The organism is Pseudomonas juntendi, from assembly GCF_009932375.1.
Lineage (GTDB): Bacteria > Pseudomonadota > Gammaproteobacteria > Pseudomonadales > Pseudomonadaceae > Aquipseudomonas > Aquipseudomonas juntendi.
In genome coordinates this window covers 1-13,083 of sequence record NZ_BLJG01000088.1, presented here as the reverse complement: position 1 = coordinate 13,083, position 13,083 = coordinate 1, and the positions used below count along the sequence as shown (strand labels likewise).

Here is a 13,083-nt window from a genome sequence, read left to right as displayed (position 1 = left end):
CAACAGCCAGATCAAAAGCTGGGCGGGGTTTGGTTGCGTGGTGCGAAACCCACGAAAGCGCAGTTGTTGCTTCTGCTTTTTGCTTTTGCTTCTTAGCGCGCGGTAGTTCAGGCGCTGCAGATTGCGACTTCAGGAGCATACCCGTAGCGAGGGGACCCCGGAGCGAAGCGTAGGGGCCGGATGACGGGAGCGGGCGGCTTTGGTTACTTTGGCCAAGACCAAAGTAACCCGCCGTAAGGGCGGAAAAGTGACTCGGCGCCGCCTACGCGAACGAATACCTATGCGGTTTCAACGCCCACGTTGTTTCAAGCCTGCTTCAGCAACAACGCCACCCCCGGAAAGTACTGCCCCAGCTCGTTATGCAACTTGCGGTAAGCATACGGGAAGTACCAGGCCACCGCGCACGCGCTGTGTTTCTGCAAGTCGTCGACCATGTCCTGCAACTCTTCAGGGCTGGCGTGCTGGCCAGCCTTCCATGGGCTGATGAACAAGGCCCCCGCCTTCAACTGGCTGGGGTAGGCCACCTGCCGGGCGCGCACGGCGGTTTCCTGCAATGCAGCTGCCATGTCCAGCTTCGCCAGCCTTGGCCACCGCTGACCCACGCTCAGGTACAGCACTTGGTCAGCACTGCTGATCGATAGATCGCAGCGCCCCTCATGGTCACCTTCATCGCGCTGCTTCTTGCCGACAAACTGCTGTAACGCCGCCAGCTCAGCCTCCCACGCCGCGGCTGCCAGCACCCCGGCATTGGCAGCCGCGCCGTGCCAGTAAGGTGCCTCGCCATCGCCGTAAAACTGGTTGCAGCGGTCAATGCAGTCGACCCAGCGTTCCAGCACCGGGCCGAGGAACTCCAGGTTCGGGTTGTTGATGAGATGGCCTCGCATGCTGCACTCTCCTTTTGTCATTGTGGTGGCGTACAGTCGAGCATGATGGCTATGTGCTATCAGTGTGGCACAGCCTGGAGAATTGGCCAGCGTCGCCGCTTTGCAAGTACGCACTCCCTGCCCACTCCGATTGACGCTCCCGGTACAACCCTCTAACCTTCGCGCGTGTTTCAGGTGCCCTGCCAGCCCCGACTGGGCAGGGTGAAACTGGGAAGCCGGTGGGCGCCAGCATGGCGCGAGTCCGGCGCTGCCCCCGCAACGGTAGGTGAGTCGCGGCCGCGCAGGGCCACTGGGTGTTTACCCGGGAAGGCGCGCAGGCCAGGGCCAAGGCCCCCTCACAAGCCCGGAGACCGGCCTGATATCTGCCAACGGCATCACGGAGGGTGATGCGCGGTGCACCGTGGCCCCTTGCCATGGCCCCTGCGCGTTCTCCGTCTGCCTGCCTACTCTTTATTGCCGCGCGTTGCCGTGGTGACAGCCAGCGGAGAACCCTGATGAGCGAACCCACCGAACGCGACGAACGCCACTTGGCGCGCATGCAGCGCAAGAAGGCAGTCATCGACGAACGTATCGCCAACTCCCCCAACGAATGCGGCCTGCTGCTGGTGCTGACTGGCAATGGCAAAGGCAAGAGCAGCTCGGCCTTCGGCATGCTTGCGCGGGCCCTGGGCCATGGCATGCAGTGTGGTGTGGTGCAGTTCATCAAAGGCCGCAACAGCACCGGTGAAGAGCTGTTCTTCCGCCGCTTCCCCGAGCAGGTGCGCTACCACGTGATGGGCGAAGGCTTCACCTGGGAAACCCAGGACCGCCAGCGCGACATCGCCGCGGCCGAAGCCGCCTGGGCGGTGTCCCGTCAGCTGCTGCAGGACCCCAGCGTGCAGTTCGTGGTGCTGGACGAGCTGAACATCGCCCTCAAGCACGGCTACCTCGACCTTGACCAGGTCCTGTCCGACATCCAGGCCCGGCCGCCGATGCAGCATGTGATCGTCACTGGCCGCGGGGCCAAGCCTGAAATGGTCGAGCTGGCCGACACCGTGACCGAGATGGGCATGCTCAAGCATGCCTTCCAGGCCGGCATCCGCGCACAGAAAGGCGTAGAGCTGTGAGCCAGGCGCGCCACTGCCCAGCCGTGCTGATCGCGGCTCCCGCCTCCGGCCAGGGCAAGACCACCGTCACCGCCGCACTGGCCCGCCTGCACCGTAACCGCGGGCGCAAGGTGCGAGTGTTCAAGTGCGGGCCGGACTTTCTTGACCCCATGATTCTGGAGCGGGCCAGTGGCGCGCCGGTGTACCAGCTGGACCTGTGGATGATCGGCGCGGAGGAAAGCCGCCGGCTGTTGTGGGAAGCGGCAGGGGAGGCCGACCTGATCCTGATCGAAGGGGTGATGGGGTTGTTCGATGGCACCCCCTCCAGTGCCGACCTGGCACGCCATTTCGGTGTGCCGGTGCTGGCCGTGATCGACGGCACGGCCATGGCCCAGACCTTCGGCGCGCTGGCCCTGGGCCTGGCGCGCTACCAGGCCGACCTGCCGTTTGCCGGGGTGCTGGCCAACCGGGTCGGCAGCCTGCGCCACGCACAGCTGCTGGAAGGCAGCCTGACTGAAGGCTTGCGCTGGTATGGCGGGTTGTCCCGCGAGCGTGGCATCGAATTGCCCAGCCGGCACCTGGGCCTGGTCCAGGCCAGTGAACTGAACGATCTCGATGCCCGCCTGGACGCCGCCGCCGAAGCGTTGGCGGCCAGTTGCGATGCGGCGCTGCCGCCACCGGTATGCTTTGCCGAGCCGGCAGTACACGCCTGCGCAGCCTCGCTGGCCGGTGTGCGTATCGGCGTGGCACGCGACGAGGCTTTTGCCTTCACCTACGGTGCCAACCTCGACCTGCTGCGCAGCCTGGGGGCCCAACTGGCCTTCTTCTCGCCGCTGCACGACCGCGAACTGCCTGCGGTAGACAGCCTGTACCTGCCAGGTGGCTACCCCGAATTGCACCATCACGGCCTGGCGGCGAACGCGCCGATGTGCGCAGCGATCCGCGCCCACCATGCTCAGGGCAAGCCGCTGCTGGCCGAATGTGGCGGCATGCTGTACCTGCTCGAGGCGTTGACCGACGTGGCCGGCGAGCGCGCCGAACTGCTCGGCCTGCTGCCGGGTGAGGCGACCATGCAGAAGCGCTTGGCGGCCCTGGCCTTGCAGGCAGTGGAGTTGCCGGAAGGCACCTTGCGCGGGCACACCTACCACCATTCGCTGACCACGACCGGGCTGGACCCGATTGCCCGCGGCCTGAGCCCCAACGGCGGCCGCGGCAATGAAGCGGTGTACCGGATCGGGCGGCTAACCGCCTCCTATGTGCATTTCTATTTCCCGTCCAACCCGCCTGCGGCGGCGGCACTGTTACGGCCATGAGCGAACACGCCTTCAGCGCCGCCGAGCGCGCTGCCATCTACCGGGCCATCGGCGAGCGCCGCGATATGCGCCATTTCGCGGGTGGGGACGTGGCGCCGGCTGTGCTGGCTCGCCTGCTGGCCGCTGCCCACCAGGCGCCGAGCGTCGGGCTCATGCAGCCCTGGCGTTTCATTCGTATCACCCGACGTGAACTGCGCGGGCAGATCCAGGCCTTGGTCGAGGCGGAGCGGGTGCGCACTGCCCAGGCCCTGGGCGAACGCTCCGACGCGTTCATGAAACTGAAGGTGGAAGGCATCAACGACTGTGCCGAGGTGCTGGTGGCGGCCTTGATGGACAACCGCGAGCCGCACATCTTCGGTCGCCGCACCCTCCCTGAAATGGACCTGGCGTCGCTGGCCTGTGCCATTCAGAACCTGTGGCTGGCAGCACGTGGCGAAGGCCTGGGCATGGGCTGGGTGTCGCTGTTCGACCCGCAGGCCCTTGCGGACCTGCTGGGTATGCCGGCGGGGGCCAAACCGGTGGCAGTGCTGTGCCTGGGGCCGGTTACGGCGTTCTACCCGGCACCCATGCTGGTCCAGGAAAACTGGGCTCAGCAGCGGCCCTTGAGTGAAATGCTGTTCGAAAACCAATGGGGAGAGTGCCAATGAGCGTGGCTATGCTGACCGTGGCTGGCGTGGCCTTGGACGCGTTGCTGGGCGAGCCGCAGCGCCGCCACCCACTGGTGGCTTTCGGCAACATGGCCAATCACCTGGAGCGGCGCCTGAATGCCGGTGGCCGCGGTTGGCGCAGCCACGGTGTCAGCGCCTGGTTTCTGGCGGTGGTGCCGCTGACCCTGGTGGCGCTGGTGCTGTCCTGGCTGCCCTGCATTGGCTGGCTGGTCGATGTGCTGGCGTTGTACTGCGCTGTGGGGCTGCGCAGCTTGGGCGAACATGTGCTGCCAGTGGCTCAGGCGTTGCGCCAGGGCGACCTGGACGAAGCGCGGCGCCGGGTAGGTTTTCTGGTCAGCCGTGAAACCCGCGAGCTGGACGCGCCTGCGGTAGCGCGGGCAGCCACCGAGTCGGTGCTGGAAAATGGCAGCGACGCTGTATTCGCTGCACTGTTCTGGTTCGTGGTGGCCGGGGCGCCGGGTGTGGTGTTGTACCGCCTGAGCAATACCCTCGATGCCATGTGGGGTTACCGCAATGCGCGTTTCGAGCGCTTTGGCTGGTGCGCAGCGCGCATCGACGACGTGCTCAACTATATTCCCGCCAGGCTGGTGGCGCTGACTTATGCGCTGCTCGGCAAAACCCGTGTGGCCCTGGCCTGCTGGCGCAAGCAGGGCCCCTTGTGGGACAGCCCCAACGCCGGCCCGGTCATGGCGGCCGGTGCAGGTGCGCTAGGTGTCGAACTCGGCGGCCCGGCGGTGTACCACGGCGAGCTGCACGAGCGGCCACGCCTGGGCGAGGGGCCGGCGGCCGATGCCGACGCCATCGAGCGTGGCTGGAACCTGGTGCAGCGCGGCGTATGGCTGTGGTTGCTGGTGATTTGCCTGGGGGCCTACCTGGATGCTTGAACACGGCGGTCGCCTGCTGCGTGCAGTGCACCAATACGGGATTGCCCGTGAGCACTGGCTGGACCTGTCCAGCGGCATTGCGCCGTGGGCGTTTCCCATTCCGCCCATTCCCGTTGAAGCCTGGGCCCGCTTGCCGGAAACCGAGGACGGCCTGGAAGCGGCCGCGCGCCGCTATTACGGCGCCAGCCAGGTATTGCCAGTCGCTGGCTCGCAGGCCGCGATCCAGGCCTTACCGCTGCTGCGTGCCAGCGGACGGGTCGGGGTGCTGGGCCCATGCTATGCCGAGCACCCCCATGCCTGGCAAAGGGCGGGGCACCAGTTGCTCGAGCTGGACGAAACACAGGTCGAGGCCGCACTCGACGGCCTCGACGTGCTGGTGCTGGTCAACCCCAACAACCCCACAGGGCGCCGCGTGCCCCGTGAGCAGTTGCTGGCCTGGCACGCCCGGCTGGCTGCGCGCGGTGCCTGGCTGCTGGTGGATGAAGCCTTCATGGACAATACCCCCGCAGACAGCGTGGTGGATTGCAGCGCACGCCCTGGTCTGATCGTATTGCGCTCGTTCGGTAAGTTCTTCGGCCTGGCCGGCGTGCGCCTCGGTTTCGTGGCGGCCGAGCACAGCCTGCTGTCGCGCCTGGCCGAGTTGCTTGGCCCGTGGACCGTCAACGGCCCGACCCGGGTGTTGGCCCAAGTCAGCCTGGCTGACCAGGCCGCGCAGCGTGCCCAAACCGAACGCTGTGCCGCCGCCAGCCAGCGACTGGCGGCAATGCTGCAGAGCGCAGGCCTGACGCCCACCGGCGGCTGTGACCTGTTCCAGTATGTACGCAGCCCAGGCGCAGCCCACCTGCACGACTTTCTCGCCCGTCGCGGCATTCTGGTGCGGCTGTTCGAGCAGCCTGCCGCAGTACGCCTGGGGCTGCCCGCCAGCCTGGCAGATGAGCAACGCCTGGCCCAGGCCCTGGCGGCCTACCAAAAGGAAACGGCATGACCACCCTCATGGTGCAAGGCACCACCTCCGACGCCGGCAAAAGCACGCTGGTAACTGCATTGTGCCGCTGGCTGTTGCGCCAGGGTGTGGGTGTGGTGCCGTTCAAACCGCAGAACATGGCGCTGAACAGTGCCGTAACCGCCGATGGCGGTGAAATTGGCCGCGCCCAGGCGGTGCAGGCCCAAGCGTGCCGGCTGGCGCCGCACACCGACATGAACCCGGTATTGCTCAAGCCCAACAGTGATACCGGCGCCCAGGTGATCATCCATGGGCGTGCCGTCACCAGCATGAACGCGGTGGCCTACCACGACTACAAAGCTGTCGCCATGCAGGCAGTGCTGGCCTCGCACCAGCGCCTGAGCGCTGCCTGGCCGGTGGTCATGGTCGAGGGCGCGGGGTCGCCGGCAGAAATCAACCTGCGCGCGGGCGACATCGCCAACATGGGCTTTGCCGAAGCGGTCGACTGCCCGGTGATCCTGGTCGCGGACATCAACCGTGGTGGCGTGTTCGCCCACCTGGTGGGCACGCTGGAACTGCTGTCGCCCAGTGAGCAGGCGCGAGTGCAGGGCTTTGTGATCAACCGCTTCCGTGGCGACATCGCGCTGCTGCAACCAGGGCTGGACTGGCTGGAGGCACGCACCGGCAAGCCGGTGCTGGGCGTGTTGCCCTACGTCACCGACCTGCACCTTGAAGCCGAAGATGGCATCGACATGCGCCAGGGCCGCAAGCAGGACCGCGTGCTCAAGGTGATCGTGCCGGTGCTGCCGCGTATCAGCAACCACACCGACTTCGACCCTTTGCGCCTGCATCCGCAGGTAGACCTGCAATTTATCGGCCCTGGCCAGCCGATTCCGGCTGCCGACCTGATCATCCTGCCTGGCTCGAAAAGCGTCCGCGGCGATCTGGCACAACTGCGCGAGCGCGGTTGGGACAAGGCGATCGAACGCCACCTGCGCTATGGCGGCAAACTGATCGGAATTTGTGGCGGCCTGCAGATGCTCGGCCATGAAGTGCATGACCCGCTGGGGCTCGAAGGGGTTGCCGGTTCAAGCCGCGGTTTGGGCCTGTTCGACTACGCCACCGTGCTCGAAGCCCATAAGCAGTTGCGTAATGTCACCGGCACGCTGAACCTCGAGGCTGCAGCGGTGAGCGGTTATGAGATCCATGCGGGTGTCACCCGCGGCCCGGCCCTGGCGCAGCCTGCCGTGCAGTTGGCCGATGGCCGCAGCGACGGCGCCATCAGCGACGACGGGCAGGTGCTGGCCACGTACCTGCATGGTCTGTTCGAAGGCAGCCATTCATGTGCCGCCCTGCTGCGCTGGGCGGGCCTGGACGATGTGCAGGTCATCGATTACGAAGCCCTGCGTGAACGTGACATCGAGCGCCTGGCCGACCTGGTGGACGCGCACCTGAACACCACCTTGTTGCGCCAACTGTGCGGGGTGGCCTGACATGCGCAGCCTGATCCTCGGCGGTGCCCGTTCGGGCAAAAGCCGCCTGGCCGAGCAATGGGCCACTGCCAGCGGCCTGCCCGTGACCTACATTGCCACCAGCCAGCCGCTGGACGGTGAAATGAACGAGCGGGTAGCGCTGCACCGGCAACGACGCCCTGCCGCCTGGGGTTTGATCGAAGAGCCCCTGGCGTTGGCGGCGGTATTGCGCGCAGAAGCGGCCGCGGGGCGTTGCCTGCTGGTGGATTGCCTGACGCTGTGGCTGACCAACCTGCTGATGCTGGAGGATGACCAACGCCTGGCCCAAGAGCGTGATGCGCTGCTCGATTGCCTGGAGCAACTGCCTGGCACGGTCATCCTGGTCAGTAACGAAACCGGTCTGGGGGTGGTGCCCATGGGCGAGCTGACCCGGCGTTATGTCGACCTGGCCGGCTGGATGCATCAGGCGGTGGCCGAGCGCTGTCAACGCGTGGTGTTGACGGTTGCCGGGTTGCCATTGGTGCTCAAGGGCGCCGCGCCATGACCCAGCCATGCACCGTGCAACCCCCACTACCCATTGTCCAACCCTGAACAGGCTTCCCCCGATGATCCAACCCTGGTGGCAAACCCCCTGCCAACCCCTCGACAACGCCGCCATGGACCAGGCCCGCGCGCGTCAGCAGCAACTGACCAAACCTGCCGGCTCGCTTGGCCAGCTGGAAGGCCTGGCCATTCAGCTGGCCGGTTTGCAGGGGCAGGAACGCCCCGTGCTGGACCAGCTGGCCATCACCATTTTTGCTGGTGACCACGGTGTGGTCGAGGAAGGCATCTCGGCCTACCCGCAGGCGGTAACCGGGCAGATGCTGTGCAATTTCGTCGGCGGTGGCGCGGCAATCAGTGTGCTGGCGCGGCAACTGCACGCCAGCCTGGAAGTGGTCGATCTCGGCACCATCGACCTACAGCTGGAACTGCCCGGCGTGCGCCATTTGCGCCTGGGGGCCGGTACCGCGAACTTTGCCCGCCAGCCGGCGATGACCGAAGACCAGCTGCTGGCAGCCCTGCAGGCTGGCCGCGAGAGCGCCTTGCGCGCGGCCGAACAGCGTGCGCAGTTGTTCATCGGTGGTGAGATGGGCATCGGCAACACGACTGCCGCGGCTGCCGTGGCCAGCGCCTTGCTGGGCTGCCCGGCGGCACAGCTGAGCGGGCCTGGCACCGGCCTGGACAACGCGGGTGTGCGGCACAAGGCGCAGGTCATCGAACAGGCGTTGCGCCTGCATGGCCTGCGGGCTGACGCGCCGTTGCAGGCATTGGGGTGCGTTGGCGGGTTCGAGATCGCAGCCCTGGTCGGCGCCTATATCGGCTGCGCGCAGTCGGGTATCGCAGTACTGGTCGATGGCTTCATCTGCAGCGTCGCCGCGCTGGTGGCGGTGCGCCTGAACCCGCAGTGCCGGGCCTGGCTGCTGTTCGCTCACGAAGGTGCCGAGCCTGGGCACAAGGCCCTGCTCGCGGCGCTGCAGGCCGAGCCGTTGCTGGCCCTGGGCCTGCGCCTGGGGGAGGGCAGTGGCGCCGCATTGGCGGTACCGCTGTTACGCCTGGCGTGTGCGCTGCATGGGCAAATGGCGACCTTTGCCGAAGCCGCTGTGGCGGACCGCCCGGCATGATCCTCGACCTGCTGCGCCACGGCGAAACCGAGCAGGGCGGGCTGCGTGGCAGCCTGGATGACGCGCTGACCGACCAAGGCTGGGCCCAGATGCGCAGTGCCGTGGCCGGTGCCGGCCCGTGGCAGGTGTTGGTCAGCTCGCCGCTGCAGCGCTGTGCGCGGTTTGCCGATGAGCTGGGTGCGCACCTGAATTTGCCGGTGTGCCGGGTGCCTGCCCTGCAAGAACTGCACTTTGGTGACTGGGAAGGCCGCAGCGCCGCACAGATCATGCAAGACCAGGCCGATGCGCTGGGGCAGTTCTGGGCAGACCCCTACGCCTTCACGCCGCCTAACGGCGAGCCGGTGCACGCCTTTGCGTCACGGGTGCTGGCTGCGGTCGAGGGGTTGTACCAGCAGCACGCCGGCAAGCGTGTGCTGCTGGTCACCCATGGTGGGGTGATGCGCCTGCTGCTGGCGCGTGCTCGCGGCTTGCCCAGGCACCAACTGTTGCAGGTCGAGGTCGGGCATGGTGCCTTGGTCCGCTTGTTGGTGAGTGAGGGCGGGCTATTGGTCGAGGAAGGTTGAGATGCTGCTGTTGCCGTTCTGGATCGCCTTGCAGTTTCTCAGCAGCTTGCCGGTGAGCCTGCCGGGCATGCCCGCCGCCCGTGAGGTGGGCCGTTCGCTGCTCTATTACCCGCTGGTCGGGCTGCTGTTCGGGTTGCTGTTGTGGCTGGCAAGCCACCTGCTGCAAGGCACGCCGGCGCCGCTGCACGCGGCGTTGCTGTTGGCACTGTGGGTGCTGCTCAGCGGGGCCTTGCACCTGGATGGGCTGGCCGACAGTGCGGACGCCTGGCTGGGCGGCTTTGGCGACCGCGAGCGCACGTTGCGGATCATGAAAGACCCACGCAGCGGGCCAATGGCCGTGGTAACCCTGGTACTGGTGCTGTTGCTGAAGTTCTGTGCCCTTTGGGTGCTGGTCGAGCAGGGCGTCACTGCCCACCTGCTGCTGGCGCCGCTGCTGGGGCGGGCGGCGATGCTGGGTTTGTTTCTGTGCACCCCTTACGTGCGCCCAGGTGGCCTGGGGCAGGCATTGGCGGAGCATCTGCCACGGCGCGCCGCGGGCTGGGTACTGCTGGGTTGTGCGCTGTTTTGCCTGTGGCTGGGCGGGTGGAGCGTGGTGCTGGCGCTGGCGGTATTTGCCTGGCTGCGGCAGCTCATGTGCCGACGCCTGGGTGGCACAACGGGCGATACGGCCGGGGCGCTGCTGGAGCTGCTTGAGCTGGCGGTGGTGCTTGGCATGGCGCTGGGGCTTTGAGTATGGTGCCACTCCAGCGGGGCTTCGCCCGGCACCATGAAATTTCTTGCAACATGCAACACGCGGGTATATACACGTATCCATGCTGACCAGTGAATGCCTTTGTATCCATTTGCGCCGTGCTGCCCGTGGGGTGACCCGGCATTACGACGAAGCCCTTGCCGGCTTCGGGGTGAATGTCGCCCAGTTTTCGCTGTTACGGCACCTGCAGCGCCTTGAGCGTCCCAGCATCACAACCCTGGCCGAGGCCATGGGGCTGGAGCGCAGTACGTTGGGCCGTAACCTGCGTGTGTTGCAGGCAGAGGGCTTGGTAGCCCTGGCCGAGGGCGATGACCAGCGTAACCGTGAGGTGTTGCTGACCGCAGCCGGCAAGCAGTTGCTGCAAGCTGCCCACCCTGCCTGGGAGCAGGCGCAAGCCGATTTGGTGGAACGCCTGGGGGGCGGGCAGCGTGATCAACTGGTGCGCCTGCTGAACCAGCTGGCCTGAAATGATACGACCATAAGCGGGTATATACCCGTAAACCTTGCGATGTGCTGGAGATAACGATAATGACTTCGGTGTGGCGAACCAGCGGATGGGTATTGGTGGGGGCAGCGTTGATTCTGGCGTTGTCATTGGGTGTACGGCACGGTTTCGGCCTGTTCCTGGCGCCCATGAGCGCCGATTTTGGCTGGGGTCGTGAGGTGTTTGCCTTCGCCATTGCCTTGCAGAACCTGATCTGGGGGCTGGCGCAACCCTTTGCCGGCGCTTTGGCCGACCGCCTGGGCGCGGCCCGGGTGGTGATCATCGGCGGTATTCTTTATGCCGTGGGGTTGGTCCTGATGGGCACGGCCGACTCGGCCTGGTCGTTGTCGCTGAGTGCGGGCTTGCTGATTGGTATCGGCCTCTCCGGCACTTCGTTTTCGGTGATCCTCGGTGTGGTCGGGCGGGCTGTGCCGGCCGACAAGCGCAGCATGGCCATGGGCATCGCCAGCGCAGCAGGTTCGTTCGGCCAGTTCGCCATGTTGCCGGGCACCCTGGGCCTCATCCAGTGGCTGGGTTGGTCGGCGGCCCTGTTGGTATTGGGGCTGCTAGTGGCATTCATCGTGCCTTTTGTGGGCCTGCTGCGCGACCGCCCATTGCCCAGCCATGGTGCCGAGCAGACGCTGGGCCAGGCGTTGCGTGAGGCGTGTTCGCATCCTGGGTTCTGGCTCCTGGCGTTGGGCTTCTTCGTCTGTGGTTTCCAGGTGGTGTTCATCGGCGTGCACCTGCCGGCCTACCTGGTTGACCAGCATCTGCCCGCGAGTACCGGTACCACGGTGCTGGCGCTGGTTGGGCTGTTCAATATTGTCGGCACCTTCACGGCTGGCTGGCTGGGTGGGCGCATGTCCAAACCGCGCTTGCTGACCGGGCTTTACCTGCTGCGGGCGGTGGTGATCGTGCTGTTCCTGTGGGCGCCGGTGACTCAGTTCAGTGCCTACCTGTTCGGTATCGCCATGGGGCTGCTGTGGTTGTCTACCGTGCCGCTGACCAATGGCACCGTGGCGACGGTGTTCGGGGTGCGCAACCTTTCCATGCTGGGCGGTATCGTGTTCCTGTTCCACCAGCTGGGTGCGTTCCTGGGGGGCTGGCTGGGTGGGGTGGTGTACGACCGCACGGGCAGCTATGACCTGGTGTGGCAGATCTCCATCCTGCTCAGCGTATTGGCTGCCGCCCTGAACTGGCCGGTACGCGAACGCCCGGTCGCCCGCTTGCAGGCGCAGGCAGCATGAGCCGCCATTGGGGTCGCGGGCTGCTGGCGGTTGCCGGGTTATTGCTGCTGGCGCTGGTGTGGTGGGGTTGGCACCGCGGGGGCTTGGCATTGATGCAGTTGGGCATGAGCGTCTGTTAGGCGCTACCCTGCAAGCTCAAGGCTTGGATTGCGGGAGCAACAGACATGCGTATACAGGGGTTGACGGTGACGGTGCTGGGCTTGCTGGCCAGTGCGTCGAGCTGGGCGGCCGATTGTCCTGCGTTGTTGCAGGGCAGCTTGCCGGAATTGCGGGGCAAGGGGCAGATCGAGCTGTGCGAGCGGTTTGCCGGTAAGCCTCTGGTGGTGGTGAACACCGCCAGTTACTGTGGTTTTGCGCCGCAGTTCGAGGGGCTTGAAGCAACGTACAAGGCGTATCACGAACAAGGCCTGGAGATGTTGGGTGTGCCGTCCAATGACTTCAAGCAGGAAGACGCAGATAGCGAGAAGACGGCCAAGATGTGCTATGCCAACTACGGTGTGACGTTCACCATGACCAAGGCTCAGCCGGTTCGGGGCAAGGATGCGATTCCGTTGTTCGTTGAATTGGCCAACCAGAGCAGTGCGCCGAAGTGGAATTTCTACAAATATGTGGTTGATCGCAAGGGCAAGGTGATTGGTAATTTTTCCAGCCTGACCAAGCCGGATGATCCGGCGTTCCGGGCGGCTATCGAGAAGGCTATTGCGTCGCAGTGATGGGGTGGGTATTGCTTGGCTTGAAAGCTTTTTAGCGCTGGTTTTGGTGGCGCGAAAACTTCAGCTGCGATAGCGACGCATAGTCACCTTTTCGCCCTTACGGCGAGTCACTTTTTGTCAGACGCGACAAAAAGTAACCAAAAAACGCTGCGCTCCCGTCATCCGGCCCCTGCGCTGCGCTCCGGGGTTCCCTCGCTACGGGCATGCTCCCGGGAGTACGCGCTGCAGGCCCCATCCCTGGGGCCTCAGCGCTTGACGGGCATCCATGCCCGTCACCTCCCTCCGCATGCCCTCCGCTCGGCCTCCTGAAGTCGCGAAGATCAAGATCAAGATCAAGATCAACAGCCAGATCAAAAGCCAGATCAACAGCTGTGCGGGGGTTGAAGAGGTGGGCCAGCGCCGCCTGTGCCAGCGG

At 65.7% G+C, this 13,083-nt stretch carries 15 protein-coding genes and 1 riboswitch; of the genes, 14 read left to right on the top strand and 1 reads right to left on the bottom strand.

Annotated features, from left to right (window positions below; genetic code table 11):
- Positions 1–305 precede the first annotated feature (305 nt).
- Entirely contained in the window at positions 306–884 is a 579-nt protein-coding gene (locus GYA94_RS12610; protein WP_161892413.1) for a hypothetical protein, read from the bottom strand.
- A 155-nt stretch (positions 885–1,039) separates the two neighbouring features.
- Positions 1,040–1,257: riboswitch (cobalamin riboswitch) on the top strand.
- Positions 1,258–1,378: 121 nt separating this feature from the next.
- On the opposite strand from GYA94_RS12610, the gene cobO reads away from it, so the two are divergent.
- The 14 genes from cobO (at position 1,379) to GYA94_RS12545 (ending at position 12,668) form a co-directional block, all read left to right on the top strand.
- On the top strand, positions 1,379–1,990 hold the full coding sequence (gene cobO / locus GYA94_RS12605; protein WP_054889940.1) for a cob(I)yrinic acid a,c-diamide adenosyltransferase: 612 nt from the start codon (positions 1,379–1,381) through the stop codon (positions 1,988–1,990).
- Positions 1,987–3,282, top strand: a complete 1,296-nt coding sequence (locus GYA94_RS12600) for a cobyrinic acid a,c-diamide synthase CobB (protein ID WP_161892412.1) — start codon at positions 1,987–1,989, stop codon at positions 3,280–3,282. The genes cobO and GYA94_RS12600 overlap by 4 nt, the downstream gene beginning before the upstream one ends.
- Entirely contained in the window at positions 3,279–3,929 is a 651-nt protein-coding gene (bluB, locus tag GYA94_RS12595; RefSeq protein WP_161892411.1) for a 5,6-dimethylbenzimidazole synthase, read from the top strand. The genes GYA94_RS12600 and bluB overlap by 4 nt, the downstream gene beginning before the upstream one ends.
- Positions 3,926–4,834: an adenosylcobinamide-phosphate synthase CbiB gene (gene cbiB, locus GYA94_RS12590; RefSeq protein ID WP_029887560.1), complete on the top strand. Its 909-nt coding sequence runs from the start codon at positions 3,926–3,928 to the stop codon at positions 4,832–4,834. Before bluB ends, cbiB begins: the two co-directional genes overlap by 4 nt.
- Positions 4,827–5,819: a threonine-phosphate decarboxylase CobD gene (cobD, locus tag GYA94_RS12585; RefSeq protein WP_161892410.1), complete on the top strand. Its 993-nt coding sequence runs from the start codon at positions 4,827–4,829 to the stop codon at positions 5,817–5,819. Before cbiB ends, cobD begins: the two co-directional genes overlap by 8 nt.
- Positions 5,816–7,270: a cobyric acid synthase gene (locus tag GYA94_RS12580; RefSeq protein ID WP_161892409.1), complete on the top strand. Its 1,455-nt coding sequence runs from the start codon at positions 5,816–5,818 to the stop codon at positions 7,268–7,270. Before cobD ends, GYA94_RS12580 begins: the two co-directional genes overlap by 4 nt.
- A gap of 1 nt (position 7,271) precedes the next feature.
- Positions 7,272–7,793, top strand: a complete 522-nt coding sequence (cobU, locus tag GYA94_RS12575) for a bifunctional adenosylcobinamide kinase/adenosylcobinamide-phosphate guanylyltransferase (protein WP_161892408.1) — start codon at positions 7,272–7,274, stop codon at positions 7,791–7,793.
- A 61-nt stretch (positions 7,794–7,854) separates the two neighbouring features.
- Positions 7,855–8,910, top strand: a complete 1,056-nt coding sequence (gene cobT, locus GYA94_RS12570) for a nicotinate-nucleotide--dimethylbenzimidazole phosphoribosyltransferase (RefSeq protein WP_161892407.1) — start codon at positions 7,855–7,857, stop codon at positions 8,908–8,910.
- Entirely contained in the window at positions 8,907–9,473 is a 567-nt protein-coding gene (locus tag GYA94_RS12565) for a histidine phosphatase family protein (RefSeq protein ID WP_110680032.1), read from the top strand. The genes cobT and GYA94_RS12565 overlap by 4 nt, the downstream gene beginning before the upstream one ends.
- 7 nt (positions 9,474–9,480) lie before the next feature.
- Positions 9,481–10,203 carry an adenosylcobinamide-GDP ribazoletransferase gene (locus GYA94_RS12560; RefSeq protein WP_161892415.1) on the top strand — a complete coding sequence of 241 codons (723 nt, stop codon included), beginning with the start codon at positions 9,481–9,483 and terminating at the stop codon, positions 10,201–10,203.
- An 82-nt stretch (positions 10,204–10,285) separates the two neighbouring features.
- On the top strand, positions 10,286–10,690 hold the full coding sequence (locus tag GYA94_RS12555) for a MarR family winged helix-turn-helix transcriptional regulator (RefSeq protein WP_009686204.1): 405 nt from the start codon (positions 10,286–10,288) through the stop codon (positions 10,688–10,690).
- A 62-nt stretch (positions 10,691–10,752) separates the two neighbouring features.
- Complete coding sequence (locus GYA94_RS12550; protein ID WP_029887568.1) at positions 10,753–11,955, top strand: MFS transporter; 1,203 nt, start codon at positions 10,753–10,755, stop codon at positions 11,953–11,955.
- A complete protein-coding gene (locus GYA94_RS28190; RefSeq protein WP_009686206.1) occupies positions 11,952–12,074 on the top strand; it encodes a hypothetical protein in 123 nt (40 codons plus the stop codon). Before GYA94_RS12550 ends, GYA94_RS28190 begins: the two co-directional genes overlap by 4 nt.
- A gap of 45 nt (positions 12,075–12,119) precedes the next feature.
- Positions 12,120–12,668, top strand: a complete 549-nt coding sequence (locus tag GYA94_RS12545; protein WP_161892406.1) for a glutathione peroxidase — start codon at positions 12,120–12,122, stop codon at positions 12,666–12,668.
- Positions 12,669–13,083: the final 415 nt, after the last annotated feature.